This window comes from Spirochaeta cellobiosiphila DSM 17781 (assembly GCF_000426705.1).
GTDB lineage: Bacteria > Spirochaetota > Spirochaetia > DSM-17781 > DSM-17781 > Spirochaeta_E > Spirochaeta_E cellobiosiphila.
This window is the reverse complement of record NZ_AUFW01000019.1, coordinates 122367-143980: the sequence shown is the minus strand read 5'-3', so window position 1 is coordinate 143980 and position 21614 is coordinate 122367. Positions and strand designations below refer to the sequence as shown.

22 protein-coding genes, 2 tRNA genes and 2 pseudogenes are annotated in these 21614 nt (G+C 35.5%); 17 read left to right on the top strand and 9 right to left on the bottom strand.

The genetic code is table 11. The annotated features are described in order from the left end of the window. From K345_RS23305 to K345_RS0105400, 3 genes are all read left to right on the top strand, one after another. A partial coding sequence (locus K345_RS23305; protein ID WP_028973303.1) for a hypothetical protein occupies positions 1-3945 on the top strand: 3945 nt, incomplete at its 5' end. After that, complete coding sequence (locus tag K345_RS22215) at positions 3923-5071, top strand: NADase-type glycan-binding domain-containing protein (RefSeq protein WP_028973302.1); 1149 nt, start codon at positions 3923-3925, stop codon at positions 5069-5071. The genes K345_RS23305 and K345_RS22215, both read left to right, overlap by 23 nt. 4 nt (positions 5072-5075) lie before the next feature. Beyond that, the gene (locus K345_RS0105400) at positions 5076-6002 is read left to right on the top strand and encodes a WG repeat-containing protein (RefSeq protein ID WP_028973301.1); all 927 of its coding nucleotides are present in this window, start codon (positions 5076-5078) and stop codon (positions 6000-6002) included. A gap of 1072 nt (positions 6003-7074) precedes the next feature. On the opposite strand, the pseudogene K345_RS23800 reads toward K345_RS0105400, so the two are convergent. The 3 genes and pseudogenes from K345_RS23800 to K345_RS23790 all read right to left on the bottom strand — a co-directional run. Next, positions 7075-7166 (bottom strand): annotated as a pseudogene (locus tag K345_RS23800) (transposase); the annotation flags it as partial. Positions 7167-7229: 63 nt separating this feature from the next. Continuing rightward, entirely contained in the window at positions 7230-7388 is a 159-nt protein-coding gene (locus K345_RS23795; protein ID WP_156888309.1) for a hypothetical protein, read from the bottom strand. A gap of 35 nt (positions 7389-7423) precedes the next feature. Continuing rightward, positions 7424-7756, bottom strand: a complete 333-nt coding sequence (locus tag K345_RS23790; protein WP_483852533.1) for a DUF4372 domain-containing protein — start codon at positions 7754-7756, stop codon at positions 7424-7426. A gap of 179 nt (positions 7757-7935) precedes the next feature. On the opposite strand from K345_RS23790, the gene K345_RS0105380 reads away from it, so the two are divergent. From K345_RS0105380 to K345_RS23555, 6 genes and pseudogenes are all read left to right on the top strand, one after another. Continuing rightward, complete coding sequence (locus K345_RS0105380; protein ID WP_028973300.1) at positions 7936-8253, top strand: hypothetical protein; 318 nt, start codon at positions 7936-7938, stop codon at positions 8251-8253. Then, positions 8247-9134: an ankyrin repeat domain-containing protein gene (locus K345_RS22210; protein WP_028973299.1), complete on the top strand. Its 888-nt coding sequence runs from the start codon at positions 8247-8249 to the stop codon at positions 9132-9134. Before K345_RS0105380 ends, K345_RS22210 begins: the two co-directional genes overlap by 7 nt. A gap of 161 nt (positions 9135-9295) precedes the next feature. Further along, positions 9296-9472 carry a hypothetical protein gene (locus tag K345_RS0105370; protein WP_156888308.1) on the top strand — a complete coding sequence of 59 codons (177 nt, stop codon included), beginning with the start codon at positions 9296-9298 and terminating at the stop codon, positions 9470-9472. A 130-nt stretch (positions 9473-9602) separates the two neighbouring features. Further along, positions 9603-9809 carry a hypothetical protein gene (locus K345_RS0105365; RefSeq protein WP_028973297.1) on the top strand — a complete coding sequence of 69 codons (207 nt, stop codon included), beginning with the start codon at positions 9603-9605 and terminating at the stop codon, positions 9807-9809. Positions 9810-9826: 17 nt separating this feature from the next. Continuing rightward, the gene (locus tag K345_RS22810; RefSeq protein WP_083963646.1) at positions 9827-10012 is read left to right on the top strand and encodes an integrase core domain-containing protein; all 186 of its coding nucleotides are present in this window, start codon (positions 9827-9829) and stop codon (positions 10010-10012) included. A gap of 311 nt (positions 10013-10323) precedes the next feature. Beyond that, positions 10324-10598, top strand: a pseudogene (locus K345_RS23555) (transposase); the annotation flags it as partial. Positions 10599-10852: 254 nt separating this feature from the next. On the opposite strand, the gene K345_RS19900 reads toward K345_RS23555, so the two are convergent. Continuing rightward, positions 10853-12049: an integrase core domain-containing protein gene (locus K345_RS19900; RefSeq protein ID WP_169714767.1), complete on the bottom strand. Its 1197-nt coding sequence runs from the start codon at positions 12047-12049 to the stop codon at positions 10853-10855. Positions 12050-12515: 466 nt separating this feature from the next. Between K345_RS19900 and K345_RS19895 the strand changes: the two genes are divergently transcribed. Beyond that, on the top strand, positions 12516-13373 hold the full coding sequence (locus K345_RS19895) for a formylglycine-generating enzyme family protein (RefSeq protein ID WP_053228092.1): 858 nt from the start codon (positions 12516-12518) through the stop codon (positions 13371-13373). Positions 13374-13510: 137 nt separating this feature from the next. On the opposite strand, the gene K345_RS0105345 is transcribed toward K345_RS19895, so the two are convergent. Further along, positions 13511-14956 (bottom strand): hypothetical protein, encoded by a 1446-nt coding sequence (locus K345_RS0105345; protein WP_028973295.1) that lies wholly within the window; start codon positions 14954-14956, stop codon positions 13511-13513. An 85-nt stretch (positions 14957-15041) separates the two neighbouring features. On the opposite strand from K345_RS0105345, the gene K345_RS0105340 reads away from it, so the two are divergent. The 3 genes from K345_RS0105340 to K345_RS0105330 all read left to right on the top strand — a co-directional run bounded on the left by K345_RS0105340 (position 15042) and on the right by K345_RS0105330 (position 16511). Further along, positions 15042-15341 carry a hypothetical protein gene (locus K345_RS0105340; RefSeq protein ID WP_028973294.1) on the top strand — a complete coding sequence of 100 codons (300 nt, stop codon included), beginning with the start codon at positions 15042-15044 and terminating at the stop codon, positions 15339-15341. A 76-nt stretch (positions 15342-15417) separates the two neighbouring features. Continuing rightward, positions 15418-16080, top strand: coding sequence for a hypothetical protein (locus K345_RS0105335; protein WP_028973293.1), 663 nt, complete (start codon positions 15418-15420; stop codon positions 16078-16080). Further along, the gene (locus K345_RS0105330) at positions 16077-16511 is read left to right on the top strand and encodes a GatB/YqeY domain-containing protein (protein ID WP_028973292.1); all 435 of its coding nucleotides are present in this window, start codon (positions 16077-16079) and stop codon (positions 16509-16511) included. The genes K345_RS0105335 and K345_RS0105330 overlap by 4 nt, the downstream gene beginning before the upstream one ends. Here the strand turns inward: K345_RS0105330 and K345_RS0105325 are convergent, their stop codons facing one another. Then, the gene (locus K345_RS0105325; RefSeq protein WP_028973291.1) at positions 16512-17792 is read right to left on the bottom strand and encodes an MFS transporter; all 1281 of its coding nucleotides are present in this window, start codon (positions 17790-17792) and stop codon (positions 16512-16514) included. Between the two features lie 82 nt (positions 17793-17874). Here K345_RS0105325 and K345_RS19890 point away from each other — a divergent pair, with 82 nt between their 5' ends. The 4 genes from K345_RS19890 (at position 17875) to K345_RS22200 (ending at position 20144) form a co-directional block, all read left to right on the top strand. After that, entirely contained in the window at positions 17875-19212 is a 1338-nt protein-coding gene (locus K345_RS19890; RefSeq protein ID WP_083963644.1) for an ion transporter, read from the top strand. A gap of 62 nt (positions 19213-19274) precedes the next feature. Continuing rightward, positions 19275-19347, top strand: a tRNA-Pro gene (locus tag K345_RS0105315). Positions 19348-19354: 7 nt separating this feature from the next. Next, positions 19355-19428 (top strand) — tRNA-Arg (locus K345_RS0105310). A gap of 134 nt (positions 19429-19562) precedes the next feature. Next, positions 19563-20144, top strand: coding sequence for a hypothetical protein (locus K345_RS22200; protein WP_028973290.1), 582 nt, complete (start codon positions 19563-19565; stop codon positions 20142-20144). A gap of 179 nt (positions 20145-20323) precedes the next feature. Here K345_RS22200 and K345_RS0105300 read toward each other — a convergent pair whose 3' ends face one another. The 3 genes from K345_RS0105300 to K345_RS0105290 are packed head-to-tail and all read right to left on the bottom strand — an operon-like array spanning position 20324 to position 21606. Then, positions 20324-20809, bottom strand: a complete 486-nt coding sequence (locus K345_RS0105300; protein WP_028973289.1) for a hypothetical protein — start codon at positions 20807-20809, stop codon at positions 20324-20326. A gap of 2 nt (positions 20810-20811) precedes the next feature. Beyond that, positions 20812-21288 (bottom strand): M23 family metallopeptidase, encoded by a 477-nt coding sequence (locus K345_RS0105295; RefSeq protein WP_028973288.1) that lies wholly within the window; start codon positions 21286-21288, stop codon positions 20812-20814. A gap of 18 nt (positions 21289-21306) precedes the next feature. Beyond that, positions 21307-21606, bottom strand: coding sequence for a hypothetical protein (locus tag K345_RS0105290; protein ID WP_028973287.1), 300 nt, complete (start codon positions 21604-21606; stop codon positions 21307-21309). Positions 21607-21614 lie beyond the last annotated feature (8 nt).

Below are 21614 nucleotides of genomic sequence, written 5' to 3'. Positions count from 1 at the left end.
TTCAATATCCTTAGGCTAGAGAACCAGGATCGCTATAATCAATGGGAAGATCAGATGAGAGCCATCTTAGCCAGAGGGCAGATGGAATGGAATGATGGAGAAAAGAAGTTAAAAGCTCGTTATGAAGATTGGATAGATAATGTACAAAGGGAATATGCCAATAAGACTGAGGCTTGGAACGATAAATATTTAGATTTCTTAGATGATAAGAATACTTGGCTTAATGTGGTAAGTGAGCAAAGTACTCACATTGGTGATATGTCTATACTAGAGAACTTTGGATCAATAACTCAAGCCGCGATAAGTTCTGCTGGAAATGATGTGATCATAGGTACTCTCTCCGAATCGGCTCCAGATCCTAGTCAACTCATAACAGAAGTTGTAGATCTGGATCTATTAGATAAGCTATTAGAAAATGCCAATAACCTTAATAAAAGTATAAAGGCTTTTAAACCAGTTATCTTTAGTTCCCTTGATGGAGATAAATACACAACCGCAGAATTATTACAGAGTATCAAAGATTTCCAAGGTGTACAGAATGAAGATTACAAACAACATGTCAATAGAATGGAATATGAGAAGATGCTTGATCAGCTGGAAGCAGCAGAACAAGGGTTTAACAAACAAGTAGAGTCAGCAAATGACGGTGTAGCTGATAATTTACATAAAACTATGCGAAATGATGGATATGTTCTCAGTGGAAATGTCTATAAGCGTGACATTGTAGTTGGGGCAAGTGTAGTAGATGGTATGCTTACAGAAAATGCCTATGTTGATAAATACGATTACTTTGCAGATTATAATGCAGATTTTTCTGAAGCAGTATCAAAGAATGTTGATTCTTTAGAGCAACTTGATTCTGATGCTCTAAATGCCATTCTAGATAATGCACAAAAATCAATAAGTGAAGAAATGAAAAAAGTTTTTGGTGATTCTAGTTCTGAGGAAGAAGGGTTAGAAGGAGGACAGTTAGACCTTATTAACTCTTTAGGATTACTTGTGAATGAGGATTATGACAAAGATGGTGGCGGTAAACTCTCTGCTTATAAATATATTCAGGAAATCAAATGGATGGAAAAAGTATCCGTAAAAATCGGGGAAAAAATAGTTAAGAAAACTACAGAAAATCGTCATGGGGATGAACGCACTGTAGAAGAAATTGTACCTATTTTTGAATCCCATTATGAAGAACGATCAGAAAAGCGTGGTGTTGATGTTTCTCCTGGTTTGTTTGGAGCTCATGTTGGATATGCCCCTCAGTTTAAGGATAAGGGGCTTAATCTTGATAAATCTTGGGATAGGAATGTTAGATTTACAGGTGCTGGTGAGATGGGAACCATTATGGGTGAATTCATGTTTAATAAAATGAAAGAAGGTTCTGGTTTAGCTCAGGTTAATATGCCCAGTTACAAACAAAAGCTGTGGGATGATAGAGGATCTTGGATGTCTGCACCAACTTATATGGATGTAGCTACTACTGCTATGTCTATAGCAACACTACCAGTTGGTGGTGCTGCAGGAATAGCGATGAATGTAGCTACAAAAGCTGCATTTACAGTTGCAGATATCAGTCAAGGGGAAATGTCATTTCAGCAAGGGATGTTAGACATTGGAAAAAATGCATTAATTAGTACTGCTTCAAGTTATATTCCTGGCTCTAGTGATTGGGGGGCATTTGGAACAAGTTTAAAGGGCTCTGTTGGTGGAAAAATAACAGCAGGTTTAATTGATGGTATCAAAAACAATGCTATAGCTGGAACTGTGAATTCCTTCAATTTTGATGGTGATGGAAACTTCGGATTTAATGGTGACATTTTAGAAGAAAGTATGTTTGGTAAACAAGCTCTTGCTGGGTATGCAACTAGCATTGCCACCCCTTTATTGACAGAAGGTTTTAATAAGACCGCAGTAGGTTTTTATAAAGACTCTGCTACAGATTATGCAAGCTTAACTAATATTGGGACACAACTAGTCAATCAAGGAATAAACTATGGGATAACAGGTGATGCATCTGTTAATTTATTAATGGCATCTGACTTATTCGGTAAAATAAATGTTGGTGAGGGTGATAAGGCCAAGACTGTTGACTCAGGTATGTTTGAATTACATCTTGGAGCCAATGGTCTCAGTGGTAAAATAGGGACTGGTGGAGCAGGAATTGGAATAAAATCTACATTGAGTGCTATATCTGGTATTGATGAGGCCATTGCAAATGTGAGAATTGCATTAGACGACGATAGATCCAAGGCTGTGGCATTGCGAGCTCTTTATTCCAATGGTTCTGAATCTGGGTTAGAATTATTTGATGATCTTATGAAAGATGATGCTGTCATAACAGAAAATGCTAGTGATGCCGAAGCGGAAACGAAACTTATAGATGGAAAAAGAGTTATAAATATAGGCGGTAAATATGGTGATAGCTTAAGTGATCAACTAAATTTGGGTGTACTTCTTGAACACGAAAGTTATCGTGATGGTATAGTGGACGAGAATAATAAACAAGAAACTTTTGATGCCGTCCTTGGTCATACTCTCATGGCAAGAGATATGTCTGCGTGGTTTGGAGATTCTTGGACCAAAAAGGATTATATCGCTACAGATCTAGCAGTATTTGATGCCTTAAGTAAAAAAGAGAATATGAGTTTAGGTCAGTTTGCTTCCTATGTTGATTCAACTTATGATAGTACAGGTGATTATACGAAAATCATTGTTAAGCCTGATGGCTCTCATGAAGTTATATTTGATGGTGAAAAAGCTTTGACTGTTGTTCATCAAGGTATTGTAGGTAAAGATGAAAATGGTAATGATGTATATGGAGATATCCATTCAAAAGTCTATGATCAAAAAATAAAGATGGGTCATGCCGGCTCTTTTGCTAATGCTATTGGACTAGATAGAGCTTCCGAGTATCTGGATGGTGGTGTATATAATATAAGTAATTATGATGACCAGACCCTAATGGATGTTCTGAAGTTGTCATCAAGTGAAGTGGCAGAACTCAAAAGGCAGATACAAAAGGGTCAGATGTCTTTAGAAGAGTATGGCTTAACTGAGGTAGAGAAACTAAGCCTGGTGGGAGAAACTTTGTTGAAAGATGCAGGTGGATATTGGGTTCCTGGTGAGACTAAAAAGGATGGAACTGAGAGTAAAGGTCATTGGGAAGGTTTAGGTGAGAACAATGCTAAGGCAAAGTGGGCTTTAACTGATAATAAGTTAGCTGGTTCATTAAAGACGACCATGGACGATAATGGACATTATAACTATGCGTCTATAAGGGAAGATATTTATCGAGATCCAAGATCCTATCTTGTAAATGTTAATGAAAATGACGTAACTGAAAAGAACACTTATGCTGGTCTAGATACAAGAGTTGTGAGAAAATATGATTTGGATGGTAATCTACTACCAGGCACCGTTATTTCAAGCTACTGGACAACTGTTCAAACGACAACTCCAAATGTTACGGATGATCCTGATAATTATACCCATGATGCTTATATGAATTTGGATTTAAGTAAATATGGCTTATCTAATAAGGTTCCCGTTGGTCCAGAAACGATGATGCCAGAAGTCACTGGAGCGTGGAAACTCACATATCCTACGGCGAAAAATGCACGTACTTGGAAAATAACAACAAATGATTTGGTTGGACTTAGTCTAGCTGGTCAGATTTTAGCTGGTAATTACATGGATAAGGATCATTTAGGTAATGCTAATTATGGACCTGCTGATGGAAAACACTACGCTGGAGGGCATTCAACACGTCACAATGCCAATTCTGGTTGTTATACTACTTCTGACGATCCTATAACTGGGATCTCGGGCGCCGAACGATTAAAAATGTTTATGCAAGGATTACAGAAGTTAGGCTTAGAGGACGATGATGTGATCTTTAGTACCGTTCATGTACAGGAGAATTTCAATGCGAGAGATTATCTATTTTAAGAAATATCTATTAGGATCTGCTTTTTTCTTAATAAATTTATTTTGTATTTACGCACAGGAAATGAATGTCATTCCTATAGCATATCCTGTAGCTTATCTGGAAGATAATAATAAAGAAGAAAAACCTGAAGAGTGGATGCTAGTCGAAGGGAAGGACTTCGATGATTTATATAATGGACGGATAGTTGGAGGAACTAAATATGGCGTAGTTATTAGCAAGGATAAAATATACTATAGGAATTTAAATCTTTCGTTAGTAATAGATAAAGCTGATTTATATTACGACAATTTGGGATATCTAAGTTATGACATGGGCGATAAAACTCGTCATTTTATCTTTGGTGGTGGCTACGAGGCAGATGACATTCTATTAACAAAACTTGCCCAGGAATATAAAGTATTTGCCGAGTATGTTCGTAGTTTTGAAATTGAAAATAAGAGTTTTAGGTATGATTTTTTCAGTGCTGACGTCAATGCATTACATTTGGGCCTTATAGATGGATCTAATACTATCCCCACAAAAATTGAGAACATAAGTTTAAATGTTCCTTATCTAACAGAGAATTATAAAGGAAAGGAATATATATATGATAATGATATATTCCGTTATAGGTTTTTCATTTATGATACTTATAAACATGTGAGTTCTTATTTTGTCATGGATAAGACCCCTATGGTGGAAGGAGCTCCTGGCAATGGAACGGGAATGGAAATCACAGTAGATTTTTATATGCCCTCAGATAACCTCGTCGTATTAAATGGTTTTGTAGATTTTGAAAGACCCCATTTGTACAAGAACAATGCTCGAATCAAGAAGGTATTAGTGGAAGGGGATGGTTTTTCCTTTGAACATTCTTTTGATGATAATGTACACTTTGAACAAATTGATTTTCCAAATGAAGTAGATAAGGTTAAGGTAACAGTATTAGAAGTCTATGATGGATTGAAATACAATGACCTCTGTATCTCAGGAATCTTTACCAATCCTGATTGGTATGGATTTAATAAAAGTTTTTTTCGCGATGTGATTATAGAACTAACAGAAAAAGATACTAGATATTTTGAGATTGCGAAAGAAAACCTTAATAAGATAAAGGATCCAGATTTTAAAGGTTTGGTGAATTAGTTAGATGAGAAATATTAATTATCTTTTATTAGCAATATTGGTTATAAGTGCAACAGGATGCTTAACGGATGATGAAGAAAAGGAGATTCATCCAGATGTAGTGGCGCTTGTTGAGAACTTTGGTTATAAAGCCACAGATTCCTCAACCTTATATGTATTATCTACTGAAATTAGATATGGTCAAGCGTGGCTTATCAGACATGAAAAGGTCAATGGTGAAAATGTTATCATTGATAGTGACTTACTAATGGATAGTATGGGAAAGTACTACATACATATTAATTTTAACTCTTATAGAACATTTAATACCCTAGAAAAAGCCTTTGATTATGCTATTACAATACATAAGCAAACTACTTTAAAACAAAATGCTTTAATTGGTTACTATGTTGTGGATCATATACAAATTGATAATGATTATGCATCAATTACACCTTACCCAGAAGATTACTATTCCTTCTATATTATGAGGATGATAAGTGACTCCCTGATATTAGCTAATAATGAAAGCTTATTAAAAGGAGATGATATTCCTTATCACGATAAAAGCTCTGCTTACTCACCCGATTATCATGATAATGGTAAGTACTTTTATAGCTATGAAGATGGAGTGATAAAGTCCTATCATATAAATACCGGAGTAGCACCTGATGGTTCGGTTGACTCCTATAAGATTGCTCGTAATTATATTATATCTTACAAAAAACAGCCTTACTTGTGGGATGATATTCAACTTGTGGCAGATAGGAATGATGACGGACTTTTTGGATATAAAGACGAGAATGGGGAATGGGTTATTGATCCCATATTTTATTGGGGAAATCCTTTTAATCATGATATAGCTTTTGTCATGGAGAAAGAGGATTATTCATATTCAGTTATTAACAAGAAGGGTGAATTTTTATCTCATGGAGAGTTAGACATGAGATAAAAGTTTTTCTATATAAGAAGAATGATCCGTTGTTTTTGTTGATAGTTTAAATCAAAGAGGAGTAACTTAAAGCTATGGCCTCTATGGAACAGGAATTTAATCATAGGTACAATCATAAGTTGTGAGCTTGTAGTATTTTCTCTGTAAAGCTCCATTCATTAAATCCTGCGGACAAAGCTGATTACCAATTCCTTAATGGTATAGACCATATGGCGAGTGTCTGATAAACCGTGTTTGTCATGATTTTCTCCTATAAATACTTCTTCTGGCTATCACTAAATTGAATCCTCAGCCCATTGAGTAACATTCTCTTTTAAAACAACACAAGGTAAAAGATTTTCCCATTTAGTTTTGTCTCCATGTAGTTCAAATTCAAGAAGTATGAACTTACACAGCTGTCGAGAATAAATATTGAAAAGGGTATTATAAAAACCAATCTCCAATTAAAAGGAAAACAGCTAATGAGTCCGGACTACCACTTTTCACAACTTCTTTAATTTATTCCAGACATGATTTTGCAAAGTTAGTTAAAAGGAAAGGGAGCCTTCCACTCCAAAGGTTTTAGCTGTTTGCTCAACGAAAGCTCTATCATATGGTATTCTCAAAAGTCAAAAGATCTACATTATCCTATGCCAATAAGAACCGTGATTCTAAAATCTATGAAGAACTTTTTTATCTATTGTTAAAAAAACTACATAATGACCGTCACAAGCATAAGTTTCGATTCAAGAATTTACTCTACAGTATTGATGATCGGTATGTTTCCCTGGGCTTCTTTTAGAAAAAAGAAAGGCCGGATTAACCTTCATGTCAAACTCAATCAATCTGGATACAGTGTACAAGGATAGATGGCAGATAGAAAACTGTTTTAAGACAATTAAGTAAAATCTAACATTTCTGTTCGGTTTAAATATTATCAAAAGCTAATTCCATCTGAAAGATATCTTCATAAGGTATTTGAGGTTGTCTCGATAGTAGATCGAAAGATTTCCTCTCAAATAAAATAGTCTATATAATCTGTAAAAAAACGTTGCTGTGTCTGCCTAATTTTATTTTTCTTTTTAATAATCTAAACAGCATTTTTACTAGTCCCCAAAAAGTTTTAATTTTTAGATTTTGCTTTAACCATTTAAAGAATAATTCGATCTGCCATCTTTTTTTATAGATAATTGTTCTCTCCTTAGCTGATAGATCAAAATCATTAGTTACATATTTATATTCCTAACCTTATTCTGGATCATTATAATGAACGATCCTAATTTCTTTAGGACAGTCAGCTTTCGCATTTCTTTTTATTCTTGTTACAAAATTCTCAACAAACATCTCTTTTCTATAGAAAACTTTATATTCATTGTATCCTCTATCGAAAACAGTTGTTTCATCCAAGCCACCTGATATATTGGGAAATTTTCTTGAGTCAGCTACACTTCAATAGTTGAAATTACTTTTTCAGGGAGCATGCTTGTTGGATTAAAGGCAACATGTAGTTTAATGGCAACTTTTGAAGACCTGAAAAGGGCCCAGTCAAAACGATTAATGTACAGCTCAATAATGGTAGTATCAATATCCTTCATTCCTATATGGTAGAGTTTCTTTTTATAGACCTTTAATACATCAACAATTTCACGAAGACTATAGGCAGGAGTGACTTGACCAAATAAGAGAGATTGAAAAAGATCATAAGTCCTAAATGTTCTTACTTTCTTATCTTCTTGATATTCATTAATCCTTTTTTGGTTTTGAGATCTTGAAATAACTTTGTAATTCTTTAAAAAGGCTGGTAAAATTTGGCAAGGTTGTATTTCCTTTCAGTTTTGTGGTGAATCTATCTTGCTGATAATTAAGGATCATACAAGTTTTTTTTATTCTCTAGGAATTAAAGCGGACAGCAGTGACACCTAATGATATTCCATAAGTCATTAATAAAGCGAATATGTGGTCTAGTGCTGTTGATGGACTTGCAATAGGGGCTCAGTATACAGAAGGTATTTCTCAAGGATATAATGTAACAAACACAAAATTAAAAGTGTGGAACGTCGGTGATACTAATTTTTTTACTATGATAAAACCAGAAGTGGCTAGACTTAAAAATAATGGTGGTGTCGTGACAGTGGAATATGATCCCGTATTTATTTCATCTGATAAGGTTAAAGAAGATAGTAGCTTATATAACTACTCAAATTATTTAGATATGCCAGCAGGAACAAATAAGACCTGGAAAGGTATTATGGGGACAATATTCGGATGGTAAATAAGAAAAAATGTTTAATATCATTAATTATACTTTTTGTAATTTTTACACTATGCAGTTGCAAAACAGATCCAGATTTTAATGCAATGGAAGAATGGTATGAGGTCATTAATAACTCTGAATATAGGAAAGTGAAAAGAATGATTCATCACTATAATGATTTATTGGATATGATTTTCAAAATTGGTGATAAACAACTTAATGCACTACAGACAGCTGTAGCTAATCATGATTTAAAGATGGTAGATCTATTAATCGAAGAAGGTGTTAATACTGAATATGAAATGCCGGATGGTAATACTATGCTAATGTTCGCTGTAGCATATAATGACTATGAAATAGCAAAAAAATTATTAATGGCAGGAGCTAATACCAAGCATCTAGATAATGCTGGAAATGATATATATCAACATGCACGAAATAATCCAGATATTAAAATGTTAGATATGCTTTATAAATATAACAAAGATGTCTCAGTGCCTAATAATAGAGGTTATACTCCATTGGATTATATCTTAAGAATAGAATATTATTTTGATAAATATGATATAACAATTTGGTATTTAGAACATGGTTCTGATATTAAATATATACTTAAAAATGATCCAATGATTGTCGCTTATATGTATTATACAAATCAAAATAAACTACTTAAATACCTTATACTAAATTATGAAAGTTTTAGAAATCATAAAGATGATTACGGAAATACAATAAGTCATAATGCCGTATCGTATGAAAATGAGGAGATATTAAAATTTATTATTGATAACGGTTTTTTTAAAAATGAACCCAATTTAGAAGGAATTACTCCTATTGAATATGCTCATGAAGATTATCAGACAATGCTTCCTATATTAGAGAAATATAACCTAGACTAGATTATTATAAAATAAAGTAAGAAAATGTGATTTTAAGAGTATAAATGATTGGCTGATGATTTATTTCTTTTGATTATTGGAGTTTATTATCTGATGGATCACTAGAGTTTGATGGTAGAACTGACTTGTTCTACGATCCTGATGGAGATGGCCCATTAGGAGTGGTATTAATAATAGATTTGCTATCTAGTGGTCTAGAATCATCATTTGTAGAATTGAACGGGTTAAAATATAATACTCCAGAAGAGAAAAATGCTGTTGCGAATAGAATGATAGAAATTGGTTTAATTTCTGATGTTGGAAGAAATGATTATGATCAAAATAATCCAGCGACTTAGTTTTTGAATAACCAGACAAATAATGGAATGTTAGTAGGTCAGGCATCTAGTGAATTTTTAAAAGAACTAACAGTAACCCCACGTTTTTCAAAAAACTGATCTATATAATACATTAATTCAACGAGAAGAAGTGAATGAAAAGAGTTCAGATTTATTAGATAAAATAGTTAGCACTTTTATATGTAATCCAAGGAGTTATGATGATTGGAATTATGATGTTGAGTCTGAATATATTGATTCCCTTTTATTAAAAGATCTAGATGTCGATGAGAATCTTTTACCTCAAAATATTCGATCAAGTTCTGACCTAATTGATATGAAAGGGGTCGCCCTATGAATCAAGATAGTTGAAGCATTTACATTTTCAAAGGAACTGCAAGACATGAATGGCTAGAGTTGAATATCTTCGAATCTATCTATCATGCACAAAAACTTGCGGCAAGATGGATGTGGATATACAATAATGAGAGGCCTCATTCGTCTTTGGGCTACATTACTCCTAGAATGGTTTTAAATAATTTTACAAATTACTCCTGTTAATAATGGGGGGATTACAGTAGATGGCCCTACTGGATTCACTGAAGCAATAAATACAGTCGTTCCAAAGACAAATATCCAATTATGCATTGTCCATCAAGTTAGGACCTTATAGAAATATGTGACCTAAAGCACCGTAAATTGGTCGCTAAATATCTCAAGAAAATCTTCTGTTCAATAACTAAAGAATAGATTCAAATGAAACTGGATGGATTCTTGACGAAATGGGATAAATAATATCCGTCTATCAGCATAGGTTGGTATCTGAACTGGTAAATCTGATGACTCTTTTCAGTTATCCCGATGAAATCCGGAAGATCATCTATACGACTAATGCCATAGAATCTCTGTATAGTTTAATCCGAAAATCAATTAAAAATCGGAAGATCATTCCAAATGATGACTCAGCCCTTAAGATAATCTATCTTGCAATTGAACAGGCTTCCAAAAAAGGTCTACTCTACCTCTGAACTGGAAGCTTGCAATGAATATGTGTGCCCCCAATATTAAGGGCGATTTGAACTGTGAAGGATTTGAGCTTTACACAGATTTATTTACAGGCTCGGTTCAAATTGTGATTTATATGTGACTACTAAATTATATTGAAATAAAATAAACTGATGTTTAATATTTTACAGTTTACAAGGGGGGTATTGTATCTATTGTTAGCACTTGTAATAAAGTACAAAACGTCATCTCAGTTGCAGGTGATCTCGTCCTGATTTTCTATAGGAGCCTTGGTTTTTTTATACATTATTCTCCAATACCATTTCACCCATATTTAAAAGGGAACGCTTTAACCATGTTAAAAGTGGTAGGGGTTCAGGACATAGGTAACAAATATCAGATGTCAGAACAAGCATCATCCCCCACTTTTTCTAGGGGTATTTCTTTTTGAAAGAAAGGCTTAAATCCATAAGTCTCTCTATCTATTAATCCTAGCTCGATATAATCAAAATATACAGAGAAGTGTAAATTATCTAGATCATTTATACCAACTGTTACCCCAACCAAAGCTGAACTAATATAAACTTCCGCTCTATCTAGCTTTATATATCCATGGAGACTTACTTTTCTAGTTCTATAGTATATAGGGTACTCTACATCTACTTCCTCTTCTGGAAACACTTTGCTCGATTTTTGGTATACATCAGCTGGACATTTCATACCCAAGGCTTCATGAGGACTTATAGTATTAAACTCGTTTCTCCATATATCTAAGCTCTTTTGAACATCAAGCCCTGTCCCAATAATCTCTTTCTGAATCTCAGCCTTTAAATCCCTATACATTCTTTCATGCCCACCATTTTGACTTGGTTTTCCTGGATCAATCCTATGTAACTGTATTCCAAGAGAAACCCACCATGCAGATAAACGGGTTAATCCCCTTATTCCCTTAGCTCTAGCAAAAGGACTACCATTATCACTTTTAATGATCTTAGGTAGCCCATATAGCCTAAATATGCGTGTAAAAGCTTCTTTTACATCATCAGTTCTTGTTGTCGGAAGTGTTCTTGCTTCCAGAATAAAGCAGCTATATTCATCTCGAATGGTAAGAGGTTCACATCTTGCTCGATCCTTTGCATACCACCATCCTTTAAAATCAACCGTCCAAACATCGTTAGGACCAGTTATTTCATAGTTATTATTAATACGATATTCATTAAAGACGCCTCGCCGTTTTCGTTCTATGACAAAGCCAGAGTTTTTTAAAACTCTTTTCACACTACTTAAATCGACAGCCTCATTACCGTGTCTTAAATAGAGGGCATGAATCTTCTTTGGCCCCCATTTGATATGATCCTTTTTAAGTTTAATGATTCGACAAACTGTATCTTCATCAAGCTTGCTAGGAGAATTGGAAGGTGTTTTCGGTATATCTGTTAACCCTTCAAATCCATCTTGTGTATACCTATCTAACCATTTGTAACCTGTCTTACGGCTAATAGAATACTCTTCACATAAAGAACTAAAGCTTTGTTGCCCTTTTTGTGCTCTTAGAATAAATTCCTCTTCCAAATCCATAGTTTTTTTCTCCATCCAGGGCACAGAAACACCTCCAAAGTGTAACGATACCATGCTAAAAGTGTTACCTATGTCTTGACCCTTCCCGAGCAGCAGTACTGTCCCCATCTCCCGACGTCATTTGACAGCATCACCATTCTAGCCTGTCACCTACACCAATCGTCACTTGACAATGATACCAAAACAGCCTGTCACTGACCCATACCCACAAGTGTGGGTAATACTACCTGACACGTGTGGGTGGCACGATCTGACAAGTGTGGGTGACACCAATCTTCAAGTGGGAAATTCCTTAGTCCCCACCTGTGTCTAGCTAAATTCCCCGTTAAGGATAGGGAAATCCGCATTTATCCTGTATGATGTTATTGTTGTGCAAACCCAGCACGACCTCTCTGTCAATCAGGGCTTTGTCTTGTTCCATAACAAGAATGAATCCCCCGGGTTCGAGGTCATCCCCAAATTTAATGGAGTGAAAATTGTTATGAGAAACTTGTCCTTTCTATTTTTACTGATTACTTCCTATGCCTTCTGTGATAATTACGAAGATAGGAACCTAGTCTTTATTAATGGTGGGGAATTTATGATGGGGACGAAGGAAAGTGCTCATAAGGTTAAACTATCTGACTTTTATATGTCCAAAACAGAAATTACAATTGGTGATTGGAGAATCTATTGTGAAGAGAACAACATCGATATGGAAGCGTATTTAATTGATATAAGAAATGAAGCTGGGTTTCATATTAAAACCGTTATAGACGACAATTTACCAATGTTCGAAGTTAGCTGGGTTGATGGGATCAAATATTGTAATTGGTTGAGTACAAAGAAGGGATTAGATCCAGTCTATGAAGTAATTGTGGCTGATGTACAAAATAAAGAGATCGATGTTAAATGGAATAAAAGAAGCAATGGCTATAGGCTTCCTACTGAAGCGGAATGGGAATATGCGGCAAGAGGCGGAAGCCATTCCAAAGGGTATTTATTTTCAGGTAGTAATAATATCAATGATGTCGCTTGGTATCATGATAATGCTAATTTAGATCCTCATTCTGTGGGACAAAAGAAAGCAAATGAGCTTGGACTTTATGACATGACAGGTAATGTAGCTGAATGGTGTTGGGATTATTTTGATTTGGATTATTACAAAAACACCTCTTATGAAGATCCTGCAGTATCTGATACAACTAAAATAGATGAAGATCCAGCCATTAGAAAAGTTTATCGTGGTGGTTCTTATGTTTTTTTTAAAAGATGGGCCACAAACTATTTTAGGGTTGGTACTGATTTTTATGATGTGCTTGATGTAGGATTTCGGTTGGTAAGAAATAAGGATAACTAGAATAAAAGTAAAAGCCCACAAGATGTGTTTTGCCTTAAAAGCATCGCGCCAAGGCTTCGGAACCTTCCTAAATCATTCTGACATATACCACCATCCACAGCTGTAGATATGAGTATATGTCAGAAGTATGTCTGTCCTTATTTAGCTTCTGAAAGCTCTTTAATCTCTTTTTCAAAATCGATAATATTTGTTCCAGTCTTCATATTCATTTCTTTTGAAAAAATAAAGCCATTAACATTTATCATCATTTTTACCTTCTCAATAGGTACATTGATTTTGGTGACATTATAATAAGTCTTATTAAAATTCTCACTTTCAACGGTTACAGAATAACTTTTAGAAAAGATGTTTTTAATTTCTAAAATGCAGGCTTCTTTTTGTTGGACATACTCAATATTAACAGGTTCCTCAATTGAGGTAAGCTTGAATGTTCCTGAATAATCCAGGTGACCTTTGGTGGAAATAACATAATTAAACAGACCCAATTCACAGCTATAATTATTTATACCAGGCTTGGCATCTCTGTATTTTTTCCCATTAACAGTTAATTCAACCTTAAGGTCTGTTTTATTGTCTAAAACCAGAGTGCCTTGTTCTTCATTGCCCACATAATATTGATTGGCATAATCAATTTGTAAATGATTATCTTGTATTGTGAAGGTCATGAATTTTTCATTTTCTATTAGTTCTTGCTTATACCAATAATTATCGTTCAATTTATCGAGAGTTCTATAGGTAGAGTTTTGACTGTAAGGATTCCATACGTTAAACATGACCAGATCTTCTTTATCTGTGTAGGATCCATTACAATTATTATCAAGTAATAATATATTAACCTTCTTCTGACCAAATAAGGCCTGTTGTGTTTCTTCAGCAACTACATAGCTTGGGTTCTGTACATAATAGCTTGTTTTCTGACCATCTATGACCTTGTAAATATACAAGGACAGTCTGTTATTCCTGACAGGGAATTTATAGTATTCAAATTGAGGTATGCGGTACTCATAAACTGGATAGGATTCCCATTCCATTTTGGTGACTGGAACTGTTCGAAATTCGTTTTCAGTATAAAACTCTGTTTTGAATGAAGTACTGGAAGTTCCATTTGGCCCAAAGGTTGTAACTGGAACGGAGCGTGTCTTCGTCACCATGACAGATTGAGTTTCAAAAGTAGTTTTGGAAACCCATCTCATTTTGTATGTGAGCACTCTATCTAATGTCGAAATATCATAATAAATATCATTAGATGAAGTTTCTAGGTTTAGTACATCGTGGTGTTCCTTCCCAGAGCTGATAATTAAATTTTCATCTTCTGTAAGTTCTATGGTATATGTGGTATTGTCGAAAGTAAGAGAACTCATTCTTTTATCATTTTCTGTATGAAATACAAGCTTGTAACTTTTTAGATTAGGTGTTGTCCATTGATAATCTTCGAATATACTAGGATGTGTTGTTGATAGAATATTTCTACTGACTTTCTCTTCATATTTATCAGGCCACCTAACAATGTTTTTACTCCCCAGGAAAGTTGAGCAGCTTGTTAGACTCAATAATAGGGGGAGTAGAATTTTTGAATAATTCATGTTTCCTCTTTTTAATGTAATTTACATGCTTTTACATATATAGGAGATCTAATAAAATTAAAAGACCTATGACACAGGAGACCCTATGCCCCCATTCTACACATTAATAACATCAACCTTGCTTGCTTTCTGTATTTATCTCATTGTCCATCACACAAGCAAACAACTAAGCGTCGATGGTGAATACCCTCGATTAGGCCTACGCCTCATTGCTATATCTCTACTGTTACCAGTTCTGGTGCTAGTGTTTTTCTTTTTTCTCTTCACAGCGACCTTCGTTATTATCCTCATACAGCTGGCCTTTCTGGCAGGAGTATGGGTCTGGTCCCATTGGATTCAATTTAAAAGGGAAGTAAAGGATCATAAGTCCTCTCTGGATAAGTAGTCTTTTCTTATAAAATTCCCCCACATTAAGTTCATCTGCCCTTATACTGTCGGGCAAATAGAAAAAGGAAATCAAAATGTTGTTTATTTACTCTTTTACAGGCTTTGTTATAGCCCTTTGTTCCCCTCTTATCGCTATTATATCCTGTAGTTTGATCTTTGGATATTTTGTTCGTCGATCCATTATGCTAAAGGTTGCCTGGGTATGGATAGGGATTTTTCTCTTCTTTTCTTTGCCCTATTATGGGGAGTTTATTCTCATCTATCCTTATGTGGTGGTTTATCTTCTAATTGTATTTATTCTCATAATATTGTCACTCCTTCATATCAGTAAACGGAAGTATTACACCAGCTTAGATATCCTCTTATCTTTGTTAATGGGAGTCGGTATGTTTTTGATTACCACTGACTATACCCAATGGGATTATGGTGATGTCCCTTTAGGGATATTCATGCTAAGTCATGCTGTATTACTTAAGATGTATATAATGATTAAAATGCCTTATATGATTCCTTCAGGACTGATGACTATTGTAGTAGGTTCACTGGGATGGTTCCGAATAATGACAAGAACCATAGGGGTTTATGGGGCTATAAAATCTTCTTACATCATGGTTGTGAGTACAGAAATCGTTCTATGGGGAATTCTTTTATTCTTTGGACTCTTGTGTAGAGGCACTGATCCTGATTGTGATACAATCAGCAAGAATAATCCATTTGTAAAAGGTGGTACTACATGACAATTACAGAATTACAAAAGCAACGTATTTTGTTAGCTAAAACGGAACCTGTGAAATCAAGTGTGATAGGTATGTTAGTAGCAGAAGCTAAAAAATTAGCAAAAGAAGCTGGTGAAGATCCAGGGGAAGCACATATTCAGCTTGCGGCAAAACGTCAATTAAAAGCAACAGAAAAGACTATTGATACACTTAAGGAACATGGTCAAGACACTGCTCCTTCAGAAGCGGAAGTTGTGATTTTGAAAGAATTTCTCCCCCAGAAGATGTCCGAAGAGGCTCTTACTATTGAAGTAAAGAAAATCATCGAATCTCTTTCTGAAGAAGAAAGAACTATGAAAAGCAAAGGAAAAGTAATGGGCCAATTAAAGAAGTTCGGCGATACCGTTGATATGGGTATGGCTGCCAAACTCCTAAGCCAGTTACTTAGCTAATCATTCTTTAGGGGAAGGGGCCTCTTCTAAAGGGAGGCCTTGTTTTTCATCCACCTTAGCCAATAATATGGCACCGATCAAAAACAGAATTAACAAAGATAGTATTCCAAATCTATTACTCTTTGTGATAAGAGCCACTAAGCCTATAAGCAATGGGCCTAATATGGCAGCAAACTTACCTAACATGTTGAAGAATCCAAAAAACTCTCCAGCCTTTTCTTCAGGAATGAGTCTTGTATAATAACTACGGCTTAAGGCCTGAATCCCTCCCTGGAATAACCCAATCCCTATGGCCAGTAGATAAAAATGTAAGCTGGTCTTCATAAAGAATCCTGCCAGGGTGAGAAGGGCATAGGCTCCTATGGCGATGATAATAGCTTTTTTTATACCTATCTTAGTCCCTAACATATTGTATAGAATGGCAGCAGGAAATCCGACAAATTGAACCAGCAAGAGGGCCGTCACCAATCCTGAAGCGGGAAGGCCGATACTGCTTCCATAATCCACGGACATACGGATAATCGTATCCACACCATCTATATAAAACCAATAAGCGAGAAGAAATAATCCCACCATCTTTAATTGTCTGATATGGGCAAAGGTATTTTTTAATTGTTGCCACCCGGCTTTTATACTCTTATGTATCGGAAGAGCTTTTTCCCCATGACCTTCAGGAACAAAAAGAAAGAGGGGAAGGGAGAATAGTGTCCACCATATGGCTACAGATAAGAAGGAGAGCTTTATTCCCTGTACTTCATCTGCGATGTGAAAGAGAGAAGGAAAGGTATACATCATAATGTTGACCAGGAATAATAATCCTCCTCCAATGTAACCTAAACTAAATCCCAGGCTTGATACAAAGTCAATCTTCTTTGGGCTGGCCACATCAACCAATAGGGAATCGTAAAAGATGTTACTACCTAAGAATCCCACAATACCCAAGATGTACGCAAAGGCAGCCATTTGCCATTGTCCCTGTCCAATAAGATACAAACAGGCTGTCCCTAACACTCCTATAAAGAGAAAAAACAAGAGAAATCGCTTCTTTCCTCTGCTTTTATCGGCTATCGCTCCCAGGAAAGGGGCAATAAGAGCAATGAATAAACTGGCTACTGAATTCGTCCAGCCTAAATGAAAAGTACTATAGGTAGGATCAACAGAGGTGCTCCAGTAGGACTTAAAAAATACTGGGAAAAACCCAGCCATAACTGTCGTTGAAAAAGCACTATTAGCCCAATCATAGAGGCTCCAGGAGATGATCTGTTTTTTTGAATCTTTCATAAACTTCGATGATAGGCTATGACAGGGAGTCTAGACAATAAAAATTGAAAAAGTTTAACATAAATATAATAATAAGGATTATATGCGAACAATGACCATCAACCCTGATTCTAAATTTTCAGCTTCCTGGGATTTAATTGTCTTTATCTCTTCCCTTTACGTAGCCATTACAGTCCCCCTTTCTTTAGTCTTCCCGAACTTGAACCCCATAATAACGATGATAGCTGATAGCATTGTCACGATCATCTTTGGTCTGGATATCCTTTATAATTTGAACCTTTCCTTCCAGGTAGAAGGTAAATTGGTTAAGGATCGAAAGCTCATCGTTAATCACTACCTGAGGCATTGGTTTCTTATTGATATACTTGCTTTCATTCCCTTTGGATTAATATTAAAAGGCCTTCCTCTCTTCCAATTGGGACGAATCATTAAAGTTTTACGTGTGGTTAGAGTTCTCAAACTGATTCGGGTGATCAAAACCATTCAGGGAGAAGTCAGTCAACGGATGAACCCTGCTATCTTACGAATGATTGTACTACTCTTTTGGTTCTTGATGGTGGCTCACTTCATTAGTTGTGCCTGGTTAGCTATCAATCCTAATGTGGCCGGTAATAATGAAGGGGATAAGTATCTTTATGCCTTCTATTGGACCATAACGACTATTACCACTATTGGATATGGTGATATCACTCCCCAGACGAGAGGTCAGGTTCTGTTTGTTATTATCATTGAAATCTTAGGTGCTGCTATGTATGGTCTTCTCATTGGTAATATTGCCAACCTTATTGTTAATATCGATGTGGCTAAAAACCAATTTAAAGAGAGGCTTGAAAGGGTTAACACCTTTTTAAAATACAGACGTATTCCTCATAAGGTTCAGCGAAAGATCAATGACTATTACCAGTACTTATGGGAAACGCGAAGAGGATATGAGGAGACTCAGGTCCTCAATGATCTGCCGGAACCTCTTAAAATGGAGGTCAGCCTCTATCTTAATATGGATATCATTAAAAAAGTCCCTCTCTTCAAGGAAGCCAGTAAAGAGTTCATCCGTGACATTATTGTTAACCTACTACCAGTCGTCTATTCCCCTGATGACTATATTGTAAAGGCAGGTGAATTAGGGGCAGATATGTTCTTTATCAGTAAGGGGTCCGTACAGGTCCTGTCACCGAATGAGCAAATGGTTTATGCCACTTTAACTCAAGGACAATTTTTTGGAGAGATGGCTCTTCTTCTAAGTGTCCCCCGTACAGCTACCATTAAAGCCCTGGAGTATTGTGATCTTTACCGACTGCCGAAGGATGTCTTTACCCAAGTTCTGCAGCGTTATCCTGATTTTGAACAGACCATTTTACAACTCACTAAGGAGAGGGAAGAGGCTAATAAAATGATCAAAAAGAAGGGTAAAAAAACTTAGAATTCTTTTATTCCAAATGTATTGACCAAATAAAGCTAAGTTGTTATATTTCACGAGCGTTACGGGATGTAGCCTAGTGGCTAAGGCGCCTGCTTTGGGAGCAGGAGATCGCGAGTTCGAGTCCCGCCATCCCGATATTTATGCGCTCTTAGCTCAGTTGGATAGAGCAACGGCCTTCTAAGCCGTAGGTCGCACGTTCGAATCGTGCAGGGCGTAATGACCCTTAAACCTTTGCTTGACAACGGTTTAAGGGTTTTTTTATGTTTAGTGAAAATCGGCTGTTTTGGCCGATTGTCATTCTATTGTCATTTTTCAATTTCTCATAACACCAAAAAAAGTGAGAAAATACAGTGAAAGATAGTAAAATAATCAGAAATAAATGGGATCCTTCAGCCTATACAGAAGAATCCAGAAAGTATGACTCTCCAGAAGATGAAATCATCAATTTATATAATGAAATTGAAGAAAGATTCACAAAAGCAGCCCAAGATTCAATGTCGAATATTTTCCGAATAGGTGAGATCATTTTTGATCAAAAGAAAGTGTTGCCACATGGAGAATTTACTCCATGGGTAAATGATAATTTACCTTTTGGAGTACGACAGGCTCAACGTTATATTTTAGCTTATCTTAATAAGGATCAATACAATCCAAGTCTTGAACTTAATCTAAAAAGCTTTTTAGCACTCCTAAAAACTAAAGATAGTAATAAGATCGATAAACCAAAATCGACTAAGTCTATTTATGATACAGATCGAAAGATTGATTTCACTAATGAAGAAGTTAAGATAGGTGATTCTGTTTTAATTTCAAGAGATAGATTAGATAAGATCATCAGTTCTGGAAATGATGTCTATATTATTGAAATACAAGATGAAGGTGAAAAAAAGGTTATTGAAAGAGCATTGAAAATGCATCGAGAAGGCAAATAACATTAGTTCAAAATTGAAAAGTATTGAGCGATAGAAAATGGTGTATAGATTTTGTATCATTGATAAGAAAAGTAGTCGTGTCCAAGCGCTTGGACACGAAAATACATTGTGTATTTAATGCGTTATTAGTACACATATTGTATTAATTGTGTAGTGAAGTGCAAGCGCTTGCACTCGAGTTATTTTTTACTAGTAACAGAGTTTGATAAGGCATTAGTAACAGCTCTTTCTCCAAAATAGAAACCAATCACAATCCAAACCATTACCCACCATTCAGAAGGCATTCCTTTGACTAACTCGAAAGCACCTGTTCCTTTCATATATCTCCAGAAGTCCAATCCAAAGATAATACCCACCTGACCAAGTACAAGATAAGTGAATAATGGCCTAACTAAAGACCTGGCAAGCAGAATAGGCCTAGGTAGGTCTTTTGCCTCCCCTTCATATTTCAATGTAAAGTTTTGAAACGAATTGGACATCTTTGAAATAGTTTCCCACATCTGTCCTTCAGCCTGAGACTTAATTTGTTCTATCTTAACTTGTTCTTCAGGAGGGAGTTTTCCCTTTCCCGCATATATGATTTGCTCTGTAGCTGAGCCTATTCCCTCAGCTCCATCCTTTATTGTTTTTCCTACACCAAGAAAGCTAGCTATATCAAATCCCATACTTATACCTCGAAACCTATATTCACATAATTACCATAATCTCTATCAAAACCAGATTTAAGGCATACGCCATTTACTGATCTATTCCAATAGAAATCAAAGTTAGCCTTGGTTAAATGGCGGTTCTCTGGAACAATGTCATAAGCAGGATGAAACTTCCATTCACTAACTTTTCCATTTCTATATTTACCATAATCAATGGTTCCAAAATGTGACGTAACAAAAAGCGGTGTATTAAAGAAATCGTCTTGAAGAAAATAGTAGAATTGGCGGCAAACAGATTCAAGATCTGTAATGTTATTCATTATGTCTTTCAAATGATAAACATCTTTTTTGTATCCTTGGACAATGTCAGTATGAACATGAGCACCTTTAGAACTTCCAGTGTTTCCCATTCTACCAATCTTTGTTCCATAACTAATTATTTCCCCTTCCTGTAGCAGAGAAGGGGAATCCATGTGACAAAATCTTATAGTCATCCTCAAAATAAATCCCTCCTAAAATAGCTTGTCCCATAACCCAAATATTATTGTTGATACTACTGCCAAGAAATAAACCCAGTTCTTAAATCTTTCTTGACCTGTTCTTTTTGATTCTTTAATTGCAGTAAGGACTTCCTGTTTCACTGAGAGAACATCCTTTTTTGTTGCAAAATTTATTGATTGATCCTCTAGTTTAACTATCCTACTTCTAAGCCCGTTATCACCATTAGGACCATGAAGAAAATCCCATAGTCTTTTGACTTCTGCCCAGAGTTTACCTATTTGTTTGTCTTGTTCTCTGTCTTCATCTCCCATAATGTATC